This window comes from Candidatus Megaera polyxenophila (genome assembly GCF_029982035.1).
In the GTDB taxonomy this organism is placed as follows: Bacteria; Pseudomonadota; Alphaproteobacteria; order Rickettsiales; family Rickettsiaceae; genus Megaera; species Megaera polyxenophila.
This window is the reverse complement of record NZ_CP104166.1, coordinates 48,546-67,187: the sequence shown is the minus strand read 5'-3', so window position 1 is coordinate 67,187 and position 18,642 is coordinate 48,546. Positions and strand designations below refer to the sequence as shown.

Below are 18,642 nucleotides of genomic sequence, written 5' to 3'. Positions count from 1 at the left end.
TATAATTATTCCTTTTTGAGTTTATTAAAGCTCGCATAATTTCAAAATGGCAATATTTAGTCTAGTATTTTTTAAAGTCCTTTCATCTCTGCTAAGTGTAGTTATAGGATATTTGTCAGGTAGGTTTTCGAACGTCGAAAAAGATAGTATAGCTTCGTTATTATTTTATTTTGTAGCGCCAATAGTTTTTTTTGCAATTCCTGCCAGTACAAAACTTACCTTTAGCTCTCTAGGAATTACTGGTGTTACTTTTGTCATATGCAGTTTTTTGGGTTTTTTCAGTTATTGGTTATATGGAAAAATATGGCAGGATAGTCATAGAAATATTTTAGCTTTTTCTGCAGGGACAGGTAATAGTGGATATGTAGTTTTACCTGTAGCTACTAGTATATTTAATGATAATACCCTTAGTATATATGTCCTTGGACTAATTGGGATTGCAATTTATGATGCTTCTATTGGTTGTTATTTTTGTGCACGAAGTGTAAGTACTTTTAAAGAAAGTATGTTAAAGATTGCTAAGTTACCCTTACTTAATGCCTTCTTTTTAGGGTGCTCTCTTAGCCTTTTGGGGTTTCAATTGCCAAGTTTTTTCCAGGAATTTGTGTCTAATATGAAAGGAGCTTACTCAATTCTTGGTATGGTTATGATTGGTCTTGCGCTTTCTCAAGTCAAAAAATTTGAACTAGATTTAAAATTTACGGCAGCGGCTTTTGCCAGTAAGTTTTTATTTTATCCGGTTGTATTCAATATTTTTATTATCTGTGATAGATTTTTTTTGGGATGGTATAACAATGAATACTATAATGCGTTGCAATTACTTTGTGTTGCTCCTCTTGCTACTAACACAATTGTTCTTGCTTCGCTTTATAAAATATATCCAGAAAAAGTTGCCACTGCGGTTTTGCTTTCTTTGGTTTTTGTACTTATATATATGCCGGTTATGGCTTTAATCTTCTTACAGGATATTACAGTACCTTTAGGCTAAGAAACTAATTAAAAAACCTTATATCAATTATAACCAATTAAATTTTAGCCTGCCAGGACATTGTAATTTGTTGCTCATCTAATATAAATACCCACCATTGCTAATGCTAAATGCCATTAACAGGCAAAGTTGCAGTTTGTTAATATTTAGTTCTGTGGTACGGATACTTAAATTTTTATATCTGGTTTAGCAGCTTATTTTGATAAATTTTTCCAGATTTTCTTTTTTGCCATATAGAAAAATACAGTAAAAACTAAAAGGAAAATCATAACCTTTAGACCCATGGATTTTCTATGCTCCATCTCCGGTTCTGCTGCCCATTGTAGAAACACAACCACGTCTTTTGCCATTTGTTCTACAGTTGCTGGGGTGTCATCAGAAAAAGTTACCTGACCTTGAGTTAGCGGTGGTGGCATAGCTATTTGCCCACCCTCAAAATACGGGTTATAATATAGACCTGGCATCAATTTAATGTCAGCGGGTGCTTCTTGGTAACCTGACAATAGCGAAAATACATAATTTGGACCATCATGCCTTGCTTTTATTATAAGGGATAAATCTACCGGATATGCCCCATTGTTAGCAGCTCTTGCTGCTTCTTCATTTGGATAGGGGGAAACAAATCTATCTGACGGTAGAGCAGGTCTATCAAACATTTCACCTTCTGCATTTGGACCATCTTTAACTGTGTATTTTTGAGCAAGTTGCTTGATTTCAGCTTCTGAAAAACCTATATCTTTTAAGTTTCTATAGTATAGATTATGATTGCTATGGCAGGCTGAGCAGACTTCAAAATAAACTTGAGCGCCACGCTGAGCGGCTTGCCTATCAAATGTTCCAAATATTCCTTCAAATGGCCAAACTAATTGCAAGGGCTGTTTTGCAGTAGTGTCAGCAAGTGCACCAAAGCTGCTAAAGGATATTAACAAAGCAATAATAACTCTATTATACATAATCTGTTACTTTTTTATCTTTACCTAAATAACATTATTATTCTGCTGATTCCTTTGGTAATGGCAAAGGTTTTTCAATTCTAGCAATTAAAGGTACTAAAACAAGAAAATGAAAAAAATAATAACTGGCTGCAATTCTGCTAACTGTTAGGTACGGCTCTTCGGCAGGTTTGCCTCCCACATAACCAAGTACTAAACAATTAATTACAAATATCCAAAATGCCCATTTATAAAGCGGTCTATAGTTAGCGCTCCTTACTGGTGATTTATCTATCCACGGCAGAAAGAATAAAATCAGAATGCTACCAAACATTAATACTACGCCTCCGAGTTTTGATGGTACAGCTCTAAGTATTGCATAAAATGGCAGGAAATACCATTCAGGGACAATATGAGCAGGAGTAACTAAAGGATTAGCGGGTATGTAATTATCCGGATGGCCCAGTAAATTTGGTTTGTAGAATATAAAATAGGCAAATATCAACAGGTAAATTCCAAAACCCACAAAATCCTTTACTGTATAATAAGGGTGAAAAGGAATCATATCTTTTTCTTTTAGCTTCACTCCTTTAGGGTTATTAGACCCATGGGTATGTAGTGACCAAAGATGAAGAATAACAAGAGCAACAATAATAAAAGGTAATAAGAAATGTAGTGAGTAAAACCGGTTTAAAGTCGGGTTAGCAACTGAAAAACCACCCCATAGCCATGTAACAATGCTTTCACCGATAAGCGGTATAGCAGAGAACAGGTTAGTGATCACCGTTGCTCCCCAATAGCTCATTTGCCCCCAGGGTAAAACATATCCCATGAAAGCTGTAGCCATCATAGTAAGGAAAATAACTAAGCCTATTTGCCATAGCAATTCCCTTGGGGTTTTATAGGAGCCGTAATATAAGCCGCGGAATATATGCAAATAAACTGCAACAAAGAACATTGATGCCCCAACAGCGTGCATGTATCTAATCAACCACCCGTAATTAACATTACGCATGATTTTTTCTACACTATCAAATGCGTAGTCTACATGGGGAGTGTAGTGCATAGACAAGACTAAGCCAGTTATTATTTGGATAACAAGAGCAATACCGGCAATCGAACCTAAATTCCACATATAATTTAGGTTCTTGGGAGTTTTATAAACAGCAAAATGGGATAAAAATGAGAAAATTGGCAATCTGTAATTTATCCAGGCAATAACCCCATCAGTTTTAGCTGCATCTTGAACTTCATTGTCCTTCATAACTATCCGATCCTAACTTTAGTATCTGAAATAAACTCATAGGGAGGAATTACAAGGTTTAATGGTGCTGGTCCCTTTCTTATTCTTCCTGAAGTATCATAATGAGACCCATGGCACGGGCAAAACCAACCAAGGTAATCACCTTTATTTGCAAGTGGTACGCATCCAAGATGTGTACAGATGCCAATTGTTATAAGCCACTTATCATGACCTGCTTTAACCCTTGCACTATCTTCCTGAGGGTCCACAAGTGCTGACATAGGAGTTTCTCTAGCTTCTTTTATTTCTTCTTCAGTCCTATTTCTAATAAACACAGGTTTGCCCCGCCACTTGACAGTCATAGTGTGACCTGGTTCGATTGACGAAATATCGACCTCAATTGAAGAAAGAGCTAATACATCTGCAGATGGATTCAGGGAATCAACAAGCGGCCATGCACTACAAGCAACTCCCACTGCTGCTAGGCTACTTGCAGTAAGGGTTACAAAATCTCTTCTTGTGGTTTTATTTGAATTTTCTGAAAAATTATCGTCTGACATAAGTGGTCTATTTTCAATCACTATTAAACTTCTTGGCATTATATAAACATGAATTTATTATATCAATAAATTAAATAAAATTTTGTTTAGTCCTCATTATCATAAGGGTTCGGTTTGTTATAATTTATCGGATCTATAATTTTTTTCATCCCTTGCTCTAGTTTCGCCTCTTCATCACTTGGTACATATGCCGGGGGATCCTGTAAGCAAGCCCAAAAATCGCCAAAATGAGCTATTTTAGGGATGCAATATTGGGCTACTGATTTTGTTTGGATGAGTGCATCAAATACTATGTCTTCAGCTTTTTTTAATATTCCTGCATCGCTAAGACCTTTGAAAACCCAGTATGCAACAACAATTCCAGTAATAAAAATAGTAATAAACCATTTACTTAAAATACCATAAACAAAAACTGTAAACGGGCTTTTAAAAAGCACTTTAAATTTTCCTATAAACGAGTCGAACATAACTTAAATCCTAATTAAGTTAATTATTGCGTTAATTGCTTAAAATCTTGTCTCCAGTGTAAACTGAATTATTAGTAGAAGAAATGATATTTTCTTCTATTACCAAATATTTGTGTTTATATGTTGTAAATATTTTCAATTAGGTAGCTTGATAGATAAATAGATATCGGGATAATAATACAGTTTACTCCGGTCATTATTAAGAAAAGGGAATAGCTATTGTTTTCGCTTTGTATAATAATACCTGAAAGTATAATACTTGGTATAATTAGCGGAAGGAGTAAAGTTGAAAGCAAATGGGTATTTGAACGGAAATAACACTGGATAGATGATATTAAAATTATTACCCCGCAGCTTGTGGCCATTAATGATAATCCGGTAATAATTACCAAGTTTAACTGGAATACATCTATATTAAACAGGAGATATGAAATTGGGATGTTTAACATAAAAGCTATGCTTCCACAGATAAATAAACCAAGGTATTTAGCTAAAATTATTTGAATAGGCTTAAATGATGTAAGCAACATCTCTAATGAACCATCTTCAACTTCTGATTTTAAAAAATTTGCGGCAATACCAATTAATGAAAGTGGTATAGAAATCACAGCAAAAATAATACCCAAATTAGCAATTTTATCATGTGAGCTTACTATAGTTATGCTACCATTGCAAAAGACAAAAAAGATAAAAAAATATTTGGTTAAGTTGCATGTTTTGTTTTGGAGAAAGAATTCGTGCTTTATAAAGTGGATCATTAAAAAATTAAAATTTAAGATTGGGGGTGATTTTTATCACCCGCAGGATTGCATCCTAACATAGGCTCTTAGACAATTTCAAATAATTCTTCACCAATTTAATAAAATAAATATGGCTAGGAAGTAGAAGCCAAATCTATAATTAAGGCGGAATCAATCAAAGTTTCGGTATGCGAGCTAGCTATTATTATGCCACCGTTATTGGCTTTTGAAATAAGCAGGTTAGTTAAAAGCTGTCTGCTAATTGAATCAAGATTGTTTTCAACTTCGTCAAGTAACCAAACCTGGGAAGAACAAGCAAGCAATTTAGCCAAGGCAACTTTCTGTTGCTGACCAGCTGAAAGGGCGTAGCATTTGGTATGTATATACTCTTCAAGTTGAAAATAAAAAATAGCGGCAGCCACTAATTCAGGTGAATTGTATGTTTTAGCCCAGAACTCTATGTTTTCAATTACAGTTAATTCTGGTTTTACACCAGTTTTATGACCAATATAAATGCAGTATGGTTTTGGTAGCTCCTCTATTGGTGTATTATTTTTACCAAAAGTAATTTGTCCTGAAGATACCCCTTTTATTCCGGCGATGGCACGTAACAAGGATGTTTTGCCGCATCCGTTTTTCCCTCTAAAATAAGCTATTGCACTAGGCAGAAAGGTTATAGAAAGGTTTTTTATAAGTTCAGATTCATTAGTATTTATGCAGACAGAACTTAGAGAGAGCATTTTTATACACTACCGATAATAAATTTTCTTATAAACCGTAAACGTTAATAATATTAGTTGTACTTAATATACAGTTTTATTACCATGGATATTGTGCAGGTGCTACTCATAATTCTAAATCAGTATAAAAAATTGGGTGAGGTTATTTTATGTCTAATGAACAAAATCGGCAATATAAAAAATCTGTAAAATTTGACGGTAAAAATTATTGGATTTTTGACGTAAAAGAAGCATCAAAAGATATTGGTTTAGATCTTGAACAATTGCCTTTTTCTTTAAGGGTTTTGTTTGAGAATGTTTTAAGGAATGGCGGAAATCAAGAGCGTCTTTCTGCCTTTAAAAAATGGTTAAATCTTAAGACTCCATCAGAAGAGATAAATTTTTACCCTGCAAGAGTATTAATGCAGGATTTTACCGGAGTTCCGGCAATAGTAGACCTTGCTTCTATGCGTGATGCAATAAAGATTCTTGGAGCTAACCCTTACAAAATCAACCCTTTGATTCCGGTAGACCTGGTTATTGACCATTCTGTTCAGGTGGATTCTTATGGTTCACCTACTTCTTTTGCCGAAAATGTTGGCAAAGAAGTAGAAAGAAACTTGGAAAGATATGAGTTTTTAAAGTGGGGGCAAAAAAGCTTTAGTAATTTTAGAGTTGTTCCGCCTGGTACTGGTATTTGCCATCAGGTAAACCTGGAATATTTAGCCCAAACTGTTTGGATAAAAAATGATACGGAAGGAGAATTAGTATATCCTGATACGTTAGTTGGAACAGATAGCCATACTACTATGGTTAACGCATTATCGGTACTTGGGTGGGGGGTAGGGGGGATTGAAGCTGAAGCAGCAATGCTTGGCCAGCCACTACCTATGATATTACCAGAAGTAATAGGGTTTAAGCTAACTGGCTCTCTGCAAGGTAACATTACAGCTACGGATTTAGTGTTAACAGTTACGCAAATGTTAAGGAAAAAAGGTGTGGTGGGTAAGTTTGTAGAATTTTTTGGTTCTGGTCTTGATAATTTGTCTTTAGCCGATAGAGCTACCATATCTAACATGGCACCCGAGTATGGAGCAACTTGTGGATTTTTTCCAATAGACAAGGAAACAATTCGGTATTTAGAGCTAACCGGTCGGGATTCTCATCGAGTTAAAGTAGTCGAGCAATATGCTCAGAATCAGCTTTTCTGGAGAAACTCTAACGGTGTAACATACACTGATGTTCTTGAACTTGATTTATCAACGCTTGAGCCTTCTCTTGCCGGTCCTAAAAGACCTCAAGATAGGGTTGCTTTAGGGCACGTAAAGAACAATTTTAAAGAAGCATTGCCATCACTTGCTGGTAATGAAGCATCTATCGATAATAAATTTAATGTTAGTTCCGCAGGTTATAAATTAGGGAATGGCGATGTCGTAATTGCTGCTATTACTAGCTGCACCAATACGTCTAATCCTTCTGTTATGGTAGCTGCCGGTATAGTTGCAGAAAAAGCTTATAAGTTAGGTTTAAAACCTAAGCCGTGGGTTAAGACTTCCCTTGCTCCTGGCTCTCAAGTAGTTACTGAATATCTGAAAAAAGGTGGATTGGATAAATACTTGGATTTTATGGGATTTAACCTTGTTGGTTATGGTTGTACTACTTGTATAGGTAATTCAGGTCCACTAAAACCCGAAATAGAAAAATTGATAACCGATAACCATCTTGCTGTTGCATCAGTTTTATCGGGAAATAGAAATTTTGAAGGTAGAATCCATCCTCTTGTTCGAGCCAATTATCTGGCTTCACCGCCGTTAGTTGTAGCTTATGCTATTGCCGGAACATTAAATATTGACCTTGATAAGGATTCGATCGGGAATGATAAAAATGGTAAAGCAGTATATTTACAAGATATTTGGCCAACTAATATGGAGGTTAAATCGTATATTGATTCCTGTATTACAACGAGCATGTTTAAAGAAAAATACAAAAACGTATTTATGGGTGATAAAAATTGGCAGAATATAGAAGTTAAAGAAACTGATACTTACAACTGGAATAGTAACAGTACATATATTAATAATCCTCCATATTTTGAAAATATTAATAAACCGACCCAGGTATTAAATGACATCAACAATGCTAGAATACTTGCTTTGTTTGGTGATTCAATTACTACAGACCATATTTCTCCAGCCGGTTCAATAAGCAAAAATAGTCCTGCAGCAAAATTTTTGATGGATAAGGGAATTACTCAAGCTGAATTCAATTCTTATGGAGCAAGAAGAGGTAATCACGAAATAATGATGAGAGGAACTTTTGCTAATGGTCGCATTAAGAATTATCTATGCCTTGGGATAGAAGGGGGCATAACTATTAATCATGTAAATGGTCAGCAAATGAGTATTTATGATGCAGCTATGGAATATAAAAAGAAATCTATACCATTAGTAATTTTTGCCGGTAAAGAATATGGTACTGGCTCCTCAAGGGATTGGGCAGCAAAAGGTACAAGTTTACTGGGAGTAAAAGCTGTTATAGCCGAAAGTTTTGAAAGAATTCACCGATCAAATCTAGTTGGTATGGGTGTTTTACCCCTCTCTTTCAAGGACGGACAAAAGTGGTCAGATTTGAATCTCAAAGGTAATGAGGAAATTAGTATTTTGGGCATAAGTAGAGATATGAATCCTTATCAGCCTTTAAAATGCTTGATAAAGCGCAGTAATGGCGAAAATGAGTCGTTTGATGTTATAATGCAGGTTTATACCGAGAATGAGATAGGATATATCAAAAGTGGTAGTATACTTGCTGCAGTATTAAAAAATTTAGCAAATAGCCATGGAGATAATAAAAGGGGAGAACTTAGTTAATGCGTAATAAAATTAACACATATTTGCAACCCGGGAAAAAGAACATAACTTTAATATATATATTATATTTAATTGGGTTGATGAATCCGATGACTCCTTTTGTAGGTGGAGTCTTTGCTTATGCCAACAAGTCAAGTCATAATAAGTTGTGGCAAAGCCATTATTTATTTGCATTAAAAAACTTTTATATTTACATGGTGTGGTTTGTACTGTCGCTAATAAAAAATTTGATTTTTATGGGATTTGTTCTGTATATTGCCGTGTTTGTGTGGCTAGTAATAAGAAGTATGTTTGCACTACGCTTTTTATTTCAAGATTTGCCTTATCCTAATCCTTCAACTTTTTGGATTTAGTAAGTGCTAAGTTATTCTTAAATTTTATATAGCCAACTTAAATATCCCCAATAATTCGATATGGTAGCTCCATTGAAATTGATCAATAGGGGTTACCTCTTCAAGTTTATATCGTTTGTTACGCATAATGATTTTTGCATCCTGAGCAAAACTTTCCGGGTTACACGATAAATATATAATAGTTTTAACCGTACAAGTAGCAAGCAGTTTGGATTGCGCTTTTGCACCTGCTCTTGGCGGATTAATAATTACTGCGTCATATTTGTTTAACTCATCCCACTCTAACGGTTTCTTAAATAAATCACGTTGATATATTAGGGCTTTTAATTTTGAATTATTAATTGCTGCTGTTAAGGCTTTAACGGCAGCTATTTCTGTTTCAAATCCATCTACATTGCCAAATTTGCTTGCCGGAATCGTTAGAGTGCCTCTTCCACAAAAAAGATCAGCAATTTGCAATTCTTTATTACCAGCGTTTTCTAATTTACAAAAAATATGATTTATAAGTTCTGCTAAGATAACATCTGATTCTTTACTAACTTGGAGAAAGCTATGATTATCGATAGTTACTGCTGTATGTTCAAATAGTATATATGGTTTTTCAGCGAAATATATTTGATTCCATTTATCGTCATTAATTATTGTAAATCTAATGATATTATTATTTATTGCAAAATCTTTAAGGATTTGTGCTTTTGTTAAAGAAAGGTAATTATGGTTCTTTATTTCAATAATTAAATCTATACCGTTATCTGCTTTTGTAATAAATATTTTACATTTTTCTTTATCTACCAACAACTCTTTGAGGATAACCTTTAGCTTACCTATTAAATCTGATAATTCTGGCAGGAGTAACAAACAGCTCTCAATATTTACTATTTGATGTGAATGGAACTTCTTAAAACCTAAGAATAATTGATCCTGTTTTTTTATAGCCTCTAAAATAGCTCTTCGGCGTTTAGAAGCCCCGATAGATCTTAGCGGAGATATTTTGCAACTTATACCGTATTTTGCAAAAGTTTGGTGTAGTACGTCTAACTTGAATTGCTTATAGTAACTGATCTCAAGATGCTGCAAACTGCACCCCCCGCAAACAGTAAAGTATTTACATGGTGGAGATACCCTATATTTCGAAGGGGTTAATATTTTAGAAATCGTAAAAGATAAGTGATTTTTGTGAAGATGTTTTTCAAATTTTATTACTTCATCTGGAGCAGTATAAGGTATTTCAATTACTTTAGAAGTATCTGCAGTGTTATTTGAAATACCAATACCCAGTCCACTAGAGTTAAGTGCAATGATATTACAGACATCGCACTCTATAACGGCCATCGTTGATCAGTAGTTACTATTTTCTCTTATTACAGGCGTCCTTCAGTTTTTGACCAACTTTAAATTTTGGTTGATTATACTCAGCTATCTGAATTGCCGCACCGGTTCTTGGATTACGACCTGATCTTGCTGCTACCTTGCTTACACTAAAGCTACCGAAACCAACTAGAGTTATTTCTTCGCCTTTTCCAAGTGCGCCGATAACAGAACTGGTAAACATATCTATTACCCTTTCTGCTTCTGCTTTTGTACAGTCATGTTTGTCAGCGATAAATGATATGAAATCTCCTTTGTTCATATGAACTTCTCCTTGTTAATTATAATTTTGTTAATCAATCAAACATCTTCGATTCTAACACTACCTTTCTGGCTCTCGTAGAAAAAAATATACTTTACTATATTTTCTTACTAAGTATTTGCTATTACAGCACACCATTTCTTGAAATGTGGTAAGCCCTAGTTTCAAAAGCTTTGATCATTTTATTAGTAGCCATAGAAAAAAATGTTCCTATAACAGCGTCTAGTATCACCGATTTGAATTCGAAATCAATAGAAAACTTTACTTCACACTGATTATTTATTTTTCTGATGTTCCAAAAATTAGTTAGTTTCTTAAAGGGGCCAGATATTGCTTCAACATTTATTATAAAACCCTCAGGGGTTTCTGTTGTTACGATAAGGGATTTATAGGTTTCTCTGAAAAACTTATAGCTAATTGTTAACTGGGCTATAAGTTCCTTTTCAGTGTTTGATAATAATTCTGCATCCGAACACCACGGTAGAAATTCAGGATATTTTTCTATATCTAATATGATGTCTCTTACCAGTTTTGCCTCATAAGGCAATAACCTTGTATCATTAAATGACGGCATTTTTATACTTTTACAGGCATTACGACAAAGCTATCTCTGGGATTTTCTAACGTTTTAATAAGGGCAGGGGAGGAAGCGTCATTAAGATATATATGCACTTGTTCTTCTTTTAGTGTTCCCAAAACGTCCATAATATACCTAGGATTAAATCCAATAGTAAGGTTGTTACCGGAAAAACTACAATACGATTCTTTGTGGTCAGAAAAATTTATACTTTCATTAGCAGCCCCTTTTGCTTCTCCTGTGGCTGTAATCGCTAGGCAAGTATCATTGAGCAAAATTTTGATTGCTCTGAATTTATCAACTGTAACAGTTGCTACCCTATCTATTGCACTGGCCAGAAGCTTGGTGTTAATTATTAACTTACTTTCATTGGAAGTGGGAATAAAACTTTCGTATTCAGGAAAGTTTCCATCAATTAATTTGGACATCAGCAGCAAATTATTACAAGCAAATTTAACCTTGTTTGCTCCTAGAGTTACAGATATATCAGAATGGATATTTTTGGTATCTTTTACAATTTTTAACAGCTCAACAACAGTTTTTTTAGGGATTATGACCCCGAAATCGTTAATATTTGCCTCTATCTTACTACTAGCTATTGAAAACCTATGAGCATCAGTAGCAGCACTTAAAAACTCTCCATTTTTGACGTGCAAATATATGCCGTTTAAATTATAGCGTGTTTCTTCATTTGACATTGCAAAACTGGTATATTCGACAATACGGGCGAATTCTTCACAGTTAACTTTTAATGATACTTCTGCTTCGAGATCTTCCATTTGGGGAAAATTACTGGCAGGTAAGGTAAGTAAATCGAACTTACAAGAATTACCTATGACATGCAGATGTTCAGAACCTGCATCTTGTTTTAAGATTATTTCTTTATCTGGGATTTTTCTTACTATTTCAGATAAAATTTGTGTTGAAACGGTTGATTGACCCTCTTTTTTTACTTCGGCGCCTATAGTTTGATTTAAATATAGATCTAGGTCTGTTGCTCCGATTTCTAAAATTCCATCTCTAGCAACTAATTTTACATTACTTAATTCTGAAACAACATTTCTTTTTTCAACTACTGACGCTGCAAAACTAAGGACATAAGCAAGCTCTTTTGTCTGAACTATTATTTCTAAGCTATTGTTATTTACGTTTTTAGACATAATTGAAATTTGATTTTTAATTAAAAGTTAAATATTAATTTTGTAGCATCCGAGTTAGCAAATTTACTTCTTCCCGAACATCAGCGTCTTCAGCCATTAACTGTTCTACTTTTTTTACTGCATGGATCACAGTAGTATGATCTTTTTTACCGAACTTAGAGCCAATATCTGCTAAACTTTTTGGAGTAAGGATTTTAGATAAATACATCGCTATTTGCCTTGGTCTTACTACGGTTCTCGCTCTTCTAACAGATGACATTTCAGAAATTTTGATATTGTAATGATTAGCTACCCTTTTTTGTATATCTTCGATGGTAATTATTCGTTCATTCGAGCGGAGCAAGTCTCGTAGAATATCCTGCGTGCTTTCCAGAGTCACTTCTCTGCCTATTAGAGTAGAATGGGCTATTACTTTATTTAGAGCTCCTTCTAGTTCTCGGACGTTAGAAGTGATTTTTGCAGCTAAAAAATTGATAACATTTTGAGAAATGTTGATATTCATTTGCTCTAATTTGGATTCTAATATTCCGACGCGCAGCTCATAGGTAGTACTGTGGACATCGGCAACTAGTCCCCACCCTAATCGGGACTTTATTCTATCTTCTATGTTATCAAGATCGGACGGTGACCTATCACACGAAATAACCATTTGTTTATTATTATCAATAATAGCATTAAAGGTATGAAAAAATTCCTCTTGCGTACTATCTTTCCCGCAAATGAATTGAATATCATCAATCATCAGCACGTCAACTGATCTAAATTCTTCTTTAAAAGCCATTACGTCTTTATTACGAAGAGCTTTTATAAAGCGATACATAAATTTTTCAGCAGACAAGTATAAAACTTTTCTTTTTGGATTTACTTTTTTAGAATGCCAAGCAATAGCATGCATTAAATGGGTTTTACCAAGCCCTACACCTCCATATAAAAACAACGGATTAGATTTTGCAACTGCTGTTTTTGATTCAGCTACTGCTAGTGCTGCGGCATAGGCCAGTTCATTTGGCGGTCCAATAACAAAATTTTCAAAGGTAAATCTTTGATCTAAAAAGGCTAGAGCATCATCTTCTGTTTCTAAATTTATAGGATTTTTAACCTCATTTTTTATGGGTTCTTGTAGCTCCTGAGATCCTATAGCATAAAAGTTATTAAGTTCTTTGGTAATAATATCGACCGATTTTACCTCAGGGTCATAATGAGCAACTAACTTTATTATAGTTTCAAAGTAATTGGATTTTATCCAGTCCCTGACAAAATTACTTGGTGCTGCTAGCAATAATTTATTGTTTTTTGTCCTTTCGTAGAAAGCAATTTTACTAAACCAGTTTTTGTAAAGAGCATGCCCATAATGGCTTATGAGATCACGGCTAACTTCATCCCATAAATTATGTGGGTTTTCATTATGCTGGTTATTAGGTTTTGATATTATTTCGAGTTGCTCTAATTGCTTCATATAGTCAAATAAGGGTCAAGAAATGGTTAACTAACTGGGATATCTAAACCCAAAATTAGAGTAAAAACTTAACTTGATATCAATAAATTATGTATATCTATAAAATAGACTTGATGTTTTTTTCATAGTAAGTAAATAATATTACCAATAAATTTTTTTGCAAGATATTATCGATGGCTTTCCTAAAAAGAAAACAAATAATCAAAAAATTACTTTATCGAAGTTGTAATAGGGGATGTAAAGAAACAGACCTTATAATTGGTAGATTTGCAAGGAAAAATCTAGATAAAATGACCGATGAGGAGTTAGATCTTTTTTCAGAATTACTGGAGTTTCCAGATGTTGATATTTATGACTGGTACATCAAGAAAAAACCTCTACCAATAGAAAAATCTAATTCAGTTATTACCAAGTTATTAAATTTTACTCCCTAGAGAGATGCAAAAAATCTACATTCCCTTTGTTGCTAAATGTTTTTTTGCCTATGAGTATTTTAACAACATTCATAAAAATATTTTACTAACATTTTCTGATGAAGAAGCAACGATAAAAGCTTATAAACATCTTAAATTCCTAGCAGATAAAGATGGTAATAACAATGTCGTGTATTTCCCTTCCCTAGATACATTGCCGTATGATCGTATCTCTCCAAATCAAGAAATCATTGCAGCACGAGCAAATGTCTTAACTATTTTAAGTTTAAACAAATCACCAAAAATTATCGTTACTAATGCTCAAAACTTAATTATTAAAGTACCTCTGCCGGCAGTCTTTAAAAACTCGGCAGTTACTATTACTAAAGGAGATAAATTACTTATAGAAGAACTGGCATTTTTTTTAGTTAATAATGGATTTATCCGGATGCCAATCGCTGTGGAAAGCGGAGAATTCGCCGTTAAGGGTGAGATAATTGATATAATCCATTCTAATAATAAAGGTTACAGAATTAATTTTGGTTGGGAGATTGTAGAATCAATTAAAGAATTTGACGTAAATAGCCAAATTTCGACAAAATCAGTTGATAAGCTAGAGCTATCTTCTGCGAGTGAAGCAATTTTAAACCTTAATAATATAGAAGTTTTTAGAAATAATTTCCTCAAGAATTTCGGTGTAAATCATGTTAGGCATAATATGTATGAATTGATAATGTCAGGGAAGAAGTTTCAAGGTTATGAACATTTGTTACCATTGTTTTATGATGAAATGGCTAATTTCAGGGATTATCTAGGTGATCATGTAGTAATCTATGATAATTTATCTATACAATCGATTCTTGAACTAGAAAAATCCTATGATGATTTTTATCAGGGAAGAGTTCTTTCTAATAAAGCTAATCCTGAATCATTTTATTTTGCTCTTTCTACCGATCAGCTTATTTTTTCCAGTGTTTTTATTAAAGAATTTTTAAACCAAGGCAATAACTTCTTTATTGAGAATAGCCCAGAAAAGGAAGGTGAAGTAGACGTTGGTGCTAGTAAGTTGCTAAATGGTATGGATATTCCTAAGACATTAAGAGGTATTGAGTGGCCACAACCTCTTAGTCGTCATAGTGTTGAATCATCAATTTTACCGACTTTAATCAACGATTATAAAAACAGGATCATCATAATATGCTGTAGTTCGAAAAGTGTGCAGCAAAGGATTAAAATTATTGTTGAAGGTCAGGGGTATACTACTTGTGAAATATCATTTCTTCAGGACGCAAAAAAGCACCTGATAAATATAGCGATTACTCCTCTCTCTCACGGATTTTTTAACAAAAGTTACTTATTTATTTCAGAGCAAGACATTTTGGGAGAAAAGTTTACTTCTCAAAGTCATAAACCAAGTCGCAGGAAACTCAAGAACATACTAATTGAACTTGATAATATAGGCGAAGGGGAACTTGTAGTCCATAAAGAACATGGAATCGGGAGATTTGAAAAAGTAGAAACTATATTAGTTAGTGAGATTCCTCACGATTGTCTGAAAATTATTTATTTTAATAACGATGTTCTGTATTTACCTGTTGAAAATATCGATTTAATAACAAAATATGGTAATGAAGAAGCAGAACTTGATAAGCTTGGCGGAGTAAATTGGCAAAAACGGAAAGCTCGCCTTAAAAATCGAATAAAAGATATAGCCGCTAGCCTGATTAAGACTACCGCCGAAAGGGAATTACACCGAACAATCCCAGTTAACTTTGATTCTGAATTATATTTAAACTTTTGTAATCGTTTTATTTACAGCGAAACAGAAGACCAACTTTCTGCCATTAATGATATTGAAGTAGACTTAAAAAGTGGCAAGTTAATGGATAGATTGATTTGTGGAGATGTTGGCTTTGGAAAAACCGAAGTAGCTATGAGGGCTGCTTTTATGACGGCTTTTGACTATCAGGATGATAATCCACAAGTAGCAATAATATCGCCTACTACTATTTTATGCCGCCAGCACCATATGAGCTTTATTGAACGTTTTAGCGGTTTTGATATTCGTATTAGCCAATTATCCCGATTAATTAGTAGTACGCAAGCCAAAGCAATAAAAAAGGATATAGAGGCCGGTAAAATTAATATTATAATCGGCACTCATGCTCTTTTATCAAAAGATATAAAATTCAAGAACTTAAAGCTTTTAATTATTGATGAGGAACAGCATTTTGGGGTAACTCAAAAAGAACGTCTTAAATCTTTAAAATCGGGTGTACATGTTTTATCACTTTCTGCAACACCGATTCCAAGAACGTTGCAAATGTCTATGTCAGGCCTTAAAGATTTAAGTCTTATTGCCACCCCGCCAATAGACCGGCTACCAGTAAGAACGGCCGTTATGCCATTTGATGGAATAGTAATTAGGGATGCTCTAATGCGTGAACGTTTTAGAGGGGGAAAAAGCTTTTATGTTGTACCAAGAATAAAGGATATTGACTGGGTTACCAAGAAACTTATGGAATACGTCCCTGAGCTTAAGTTTAAAATAGCTCATGGGCAGATGTTACCTAAGGATATCGATAATATCATGAATGAATTTTGTGATGATAAATTTGATATATTACTTTCAACTACGATAATAGAATCTGGAATTGATATACCAGCTGCTAATACCATAATAATTCATAAAGCAGACATGCTGGGGCTTAGCCAGCTTTATCAATTAAGGGGAAGGGTTGGTCGTGGTAAGGTAAGGGGGTATGCTTACCTTACATTAATGAATGATAAAATTACGACAAAACATTCTTGGCAGAGGCTGGAGATTTTACAGAATATAGATTCTCTTGGTGCAGGCTTTACTATTGCTAGCCATGATATGGATTTACGTGGTTTTGGTAATTTGGTAGGTGATGAGCAGTCAGGGCATATTAAGGAAGTCGGTTCAGAATTATATCAAGAAATGCTTAATGAAGCTATATCAGAGCTTAGAAATAAGAATTCTAGTGAAAAGCAGTTAGATTTTACTCCTTCTATTAATCTGGGAATAGCTGTTTATATTCCAACTAATTATATTGGAGACAGTTCTCTCCGTCTTGCTATATATAGGAGAACGGCTAATCTTAAAAATCTTTCTGAAATTGAGGCATTTAGAGATGAAATGATAGACAGATTCGGCCTCTTACCTGAGGAATTTAATAATTTACTTAAGATAGTTGAAATAAAAAATATATGCTATTCTCTTAAAATAGAAAGTCTGGATTGTGGATCTGGCGGTTTTGTAGTTAAATTTAATAAAAACTTTGATGTCGCAGATATAGTAATGCCTTTTGTCCAAAAATTCCCCAGACATGCTAAAATTAAACCTGATAATAAATTGGTTTTTATTAAAAACCTAAAAAATTCGGCTGATATTTTAGAAGAGGCAAAAGAATTTCTTAAACAGTTTCATCAATAATGACAGTTTACTTAGAAGGGTTAAACCTCCATAATTATCGTAATTTCAAGGAATTAAAGCTAGCTTTTAATAACAATATAGTTGTTATCCTTGGGGAAAATGGTAGCGGTAAAACGAATATTCTGGAATCAATTTCATTACTTTCTCCAGGAAGGGGATTAAAAGGAGCAAAATATGACGAGATGGCTTATAATTACAGTGGGAATTGGTCTACTCGCATATATTTAAAAAGTAAGATTGGTAAAGCATTAGTGGCATCTGCTTATGCACTTAGCAACAATTTAAGGACAATAGAATATAACGGATCAAAGATCCGTAATACGGAACTTACTACCCTTGCCAATATTATTTGGCTTACCCCTCAGATGGATGGAATATTTTTGAGTTCGCCTTCTGAGCGGAGGAGGTTTCTTGACAGAATAGTTTATAATTTTTACCAGGAACATGCTAGTAATATAAATAAATATGAGCATCTAGCTCGTGAACGCTTAAAACTTCTTATGCAAAATAATTCGAATCTTAATGATTCATGGTTAAAAATTCTAGAAACAAAAACCGCTGATATAACATTGAAAATCATTAAGTTACGTTCAAATGTGATAAACTTTGTGCAGGGATATATAGATATAGTTGACGCACCTTTCCCTAAAGCTCAGCTTGAAGTTAACCATTTATTCGGTAAAGAAATAGAAGATGAAGAGTTTCTAGAAACATATTCAACATATCTCTACAAAAATCGACAAAAAGATAGAATTACCAAAAGAACAAATTTAGGAATAAATAAACAGGAACTTATTGTAAAACATAAAGAGAAATGCCAACTTGCAAAATTTTGTTCTACTGGTGAACAAAAAGCTTTATTAATCTCAATATTACTAGGCCAGATTGAAGCAAATAAAGCAATAGCAAAAACAACCCCTATCTTACTACTGGATGAGCTGTTTGTCCATCTTGACGATAAACGAAAAGATTGTCTTGCTCAATATATAATAAATAGTAAACTACAAACATTTATAACGGCAACGGATATGGTTGGTCTCGAGAGGCTTGCTGCGATCGGTCAGATGATTTATATTTAAC

General features: G+C 34.0%; 17 protein-coding genes. 6 read left to right on the top strand and 11 right to left on the bottom strand.

Annotated elements, in window-relative coordinates; genetic code table 11:
- Positions 1 to 46 precede the first annotated feature (46 nt).
- Positions 47 to 988, top strand: a complete 942-nt coding sequence (locus N3Z16_RS00320) for an AEC family transporter (RefSeq protein ID WP_223938400.1) — start codon at positions 47 to 49, stop codon at positions 986 to 988.
- A 194-nt stretch (positions 989 to 1,182) separates the two neighbouring features.
- Here the strand turns inward: N3Z16_RS00320 and N3Z16_RS00315 are convergent, their stop codons facing one another.
- From N3Z16_RS00315 to ccmA, 6 genes are all read right to left on the bottom strand, one after another.
- On the bottom strand, positions 1,183 to 1,941 hold the full coding sequence (locus N3Z16_RS00315) for a cytochrome c1 (RefSeq protein ID WP_223938399.1): 759 nt from the start codon (positions 1,939 to 1,941) through the stop codon (positions 1,183 to 1,185).
- A gap of 37 nt (positions 1,942 to 1,978) precedes the next feature.
- Positions 1,979 to 3,184, bottom strand: coding sequence for a cytochrome b (locus N3Z16_RS00310; RefSeq protein ID WP_223938398.1), 1,206 nt, complete (start codon positions 3,182 to 3,184; stop codon positions 1,979 to 1,981).
- Positions 3,185 to 3,186: 2 nt separating this feature from the next.
- Positions 3,187 to 3,723: a ubiquinol-cytochrome c reductase iron-sulfur subunit gene (petA, locus tag N3Z16_RS00305; RefSeq protein WP_223938435.1), complete on the bottom strand. Its 537-nt coding sequence runs from the start codon at positions 3,721 to 3,723 to the stop codon at positions 3,187 to 3,189.
- 86 nt (positions 3,724 to 3,809) lie between these two features.
- Positions 3,810 to 4,190, bottom strand: coding sequence for a DUF2670 domain-containing protein (locus N3Z16_RS00300; protein WP_223938397.1), 381 nt, complete (start codon positions 4,188 to 4,190; stop codon positions 3,810 to 3,812).
- 116 nt (positions 4,191 to 4,306) lie between these two features.
- Positions 4,307 to 4,798, bottom strand: a complete 492-nt coding sequence (locus tag N3Z16_RS00295; RefSeq protein ID WP_223938396.1) for a heme exporter protein CcmB — start codon at positions 4,796 to 4,798, stop codon at positions 4,307 to 4,309.
- 266 nt (positions 4,799 to 5,064) lie between these two features.
- The gene (gene ccmA / locus N3Z16_RS00290) at positions 5,065 to 5,670 is read right to left on the bottom strand and encodes a heme ABC exporter ATP-binding protein CcmA (protein ID WP_410519474.1); all 606 of its coding nucleotides are present in this window, start codon (positions 5,668 to 5,670) and stop codon (positions 5,065 to 5,067) included.
- A 149-nt stretch (positions 5,671 to 5,819) separates the two neighbouring features.
- Here ccmA and acnA point away from each other — a divergent pair, with 149 nt between their 5' ends.
- Both acnA and N3Z16_RS00280 read left to right on the top strand, forming a co-directional pair.
- Positions 5,820 to 8,516: an aconitate hydratase AcnA gene (acnA, locus tag N3Z16_RS00285; RefSeq protein ID WP_282486289.1), complete on the top strand. Its 2,697-nt coding sequence runs from the start codon at positions 5,820 to 5,822 to the stop codon at positions 8,514 to 8,516.
- Complete coding sequence (locus N3Z16_RS00280; protein ID WP_223938394.1) at positions 8,516 to 8,869, top strand: hypothetical protein; 354 nt, start codon at positions 8,516 to 8,518, stop codon at positions 8,867 to 8,869. Before acnA ends, N3Z16_RS00280 begins: the two co-directional genes overlap by 1 nt.
- Before the next feature lie 24 nt (positions 8,870 to 8,893).
- Here the strand turns inward: N3Z16_RS00280 and N3Z16_RS00275 are convergent, their stop codons facing one another.
- From N3Z16_RS00275 to dnaA, 5 genes are all read right to left on the bottom strand, one after another.
- On the bottom strand, positions 8,894 to 10,201 hold the full coding sequence (locus tag N3Z16_RS00275) for a class I SAM-dependent RNA methyltransferase (RefSeq protein WP_282486288.1): 1,308 nt from the start codon (positions 10,199 to 10,201) through the stop codon (positions 8,894 to 8,896).
- Positions 10,202 to 10,217: 16 nt separating this feature from the next.
- Positions 10,218 to 10,499 carry an HU family DNA-binding protein gene (locus tag N3Z16_RS00270; protein ID WP_223938392.1) on the bottom strand — a complete coding sequence of 94 codons (282 nt, stop codon included), beginning with the start codon at positions 10,497 to 10,499 and terminating at the stop codon, positions 10,218 to 10,220.
- 124 nt (positions 10,500 to 10,623) lie between these two features.
- Entirely contained in the window at positions 10,624 to 11,073 is a 450-nt protein-coding gene (locus tag N3Z16_RS00265; RefSeq protein WP_282486287.1) for a type II toxin-antitoxin system RatA family toxin, read from the bottom strand.
- 2 nt (positions 11,074 to 11,075) lie between these two features.
- Complete coding sequence (gene dnaN, locus N3Z16_RS00260; protein ID WP_282486286.1) at positions 11,076 to 12,236, bottom strand: DNA polymerase III subunit beta; 1,161 nt, start codon at positions 12,234 to 12,236, stop codon at positions 11,076 to 11,078.
- A gap of 34 nt (positions 12,237 to 12,270) precedes the next feature.
- Complete coding sequence (gene dnaA / locus N3Z16_RS00255; RefSeq protein ID WP_282486285.1) at positions 12,271 to 13,692, bottom strand: chromosomal replication initiator protein DnaA; 1,422 nt, start codon at positions 13,690 to 13,692, stop codon at positions 12,271 to 12,273.
- A gap of 173 nt (positions 13,693 to 13,865) precedes the next feature.
- Here dnaA and N3Z16_RS00250 point away from each other — a divergent pair, with 173 nt between their 5' ends.
- From N3Z16_RS00250 to recF, 3 genes are read left to right on the top strand one after another with little or no spacing between them, the layout of a single operon-like run.
- On the top strand, positions 13,866 to 14,126 hold the full coding sequence (locus tag N3Z16_RS00250) for an FAD assembly factor SdhE (protein ID WP_223938388.1): 261 nt from the start codon (positions 13,866 to 13,868) through the stop codon (positions 14,124 to 14,126).
- Between the two features lie 4 nt (positions 14,127 to 14,130).
- Positions 14,131 to 17,562: a transcription-repair coupling factor gene (gene mfd, locus N3Z16_RS00245; protein WP_282486284.1), complete on the top strand. Its 3,432-nt coding sequence runs from the start codon at positions 14,131 to 14,133 to the stop codon at positions 17,560 to 17,562.
- Positions 17,562 to 18,641: a DNA replication/repair protein RecF gene (recF, locus tag N3Z16_RS00240; RefSeq protein WP_282486283.1), complete on the top strand. Its 1,080-nt coding sequence runs from the start codon at positions 17,562 to 17,564 to the stop codon at positions 18,639 to 18,641. The genes mfd and recF overlap by 1 nt, the downstream gene beginning before the upstream one ends.
- Position 18,642: the final 1 nt, after the last annotated feature.

Bases quoted from the DNA above. Each gene is read 5' to 3' on its own strand.
- N3Z16_RS00315 (WP_223938399.1), bottom strand. From the start codon at position 1,941: ATGTATAATAGAGTTATTATTGCTTTGTTAATATCCTTTAGCAGCTTT.
- dnaA (WP_282486285.1), bottom strand. From the start codon at position 13,692: ATGAAGCAATTAGAGCAACTCGAAATAATATCAAAACCTAATAACCAG.
- N3Z16_RS00310 (WP_223938398.1), bottom strand. From the start codon at position 3,184: ATGAAGGACAATGAAGTTCAAGATGCAGCTAAAACTGATGGGGTTATT.
- acnA (WP_282486289.1), top strand. From the start codon at position 5,820: ATGTCTAATGAACAAAATCGGCAATATAAAAAATCTGTAAAATTTGAC.
- petA (WP_223938435.1), bottom strand. From the start codon at position 3,723: ATGTCAGACGATAATTTTTCAGAAAATTCAAATAAAACCACAAGAAGA.
- N3Z16_RS00265 (WP_282486287.1), bottom strand. From the start codon at position 11,073: ATGCCGTCATTTAATGATACAAGGTTATTGCCTTATGAGGCAAAACTG.
- N3Z16_RS00275 (WP_282486288.1), bottom strand. From the start codon at position 10,201: ATGGCCGTTATAGAGTGCGATGTCTGTAATATCATTGCACTTAACTCT.
- recF (WP_282486283.1), top strand. From the start codon at position 17,562: ATGACAGTTTACTTAGAAGGGTTAAACCTCCATAATTATCGTAATTTC.
- N3Z16_RS00280 (WP_223938394.1), top strand. From the start codon at position 8,516: ATGCGTAATAAAATTAACACATATTTGCAACCCGGGAAAAAGAACATA.
- dnaN (WP_282486286.1), bottom strand. From the start codon at position 12,236: ATGTCTAAAAACGTAAATAACAATAGCTTAGAAATAATAGTTCAGACA.
- N3Z16_RS00270 (WP_223938392.1), bottom strand. From the start codon at position 10,499: ATGAACAAAGGAGATTTCATATCATTTATCGCTGACAAACATGACTGT.
- N3Z16_RS00320 (WP_223938400.1), top strand. From the start codon at position 47: ATGGCAATATTTAGTCTAGTATTTTTTAAAGTCCTTTCATCTCTGCTA.
- ccmA (WP_410519474.1), bottom strand. From the start codon at position 5,670: ATGCTCTCTCTAAGTTCTGTCTGCATAAATACTAATGAATCTGAACTT.
- N3Z16_RS00300 (WP_223938397.1), bottom strand. From the start codon at position 4,190: ATGTTCGACTCGTTTATAGGAAAATTTAAAGTGCTTTTTAAAAGCCCG.
- N3Z16_RS00250 (WP_223938388.1), top strand. From the start codon at position 13,866: ATGGCTTTCCTAAAAAGAAAACAAATAATCAAAAAATTACTTTATCGA.
- mfd (WP_282486284.1), top strand. From the start codon at position 14,131: ATGCAAAAAATCTACATTCCCTTTGTTGCTAAATGTTTTTTTGCCTAT.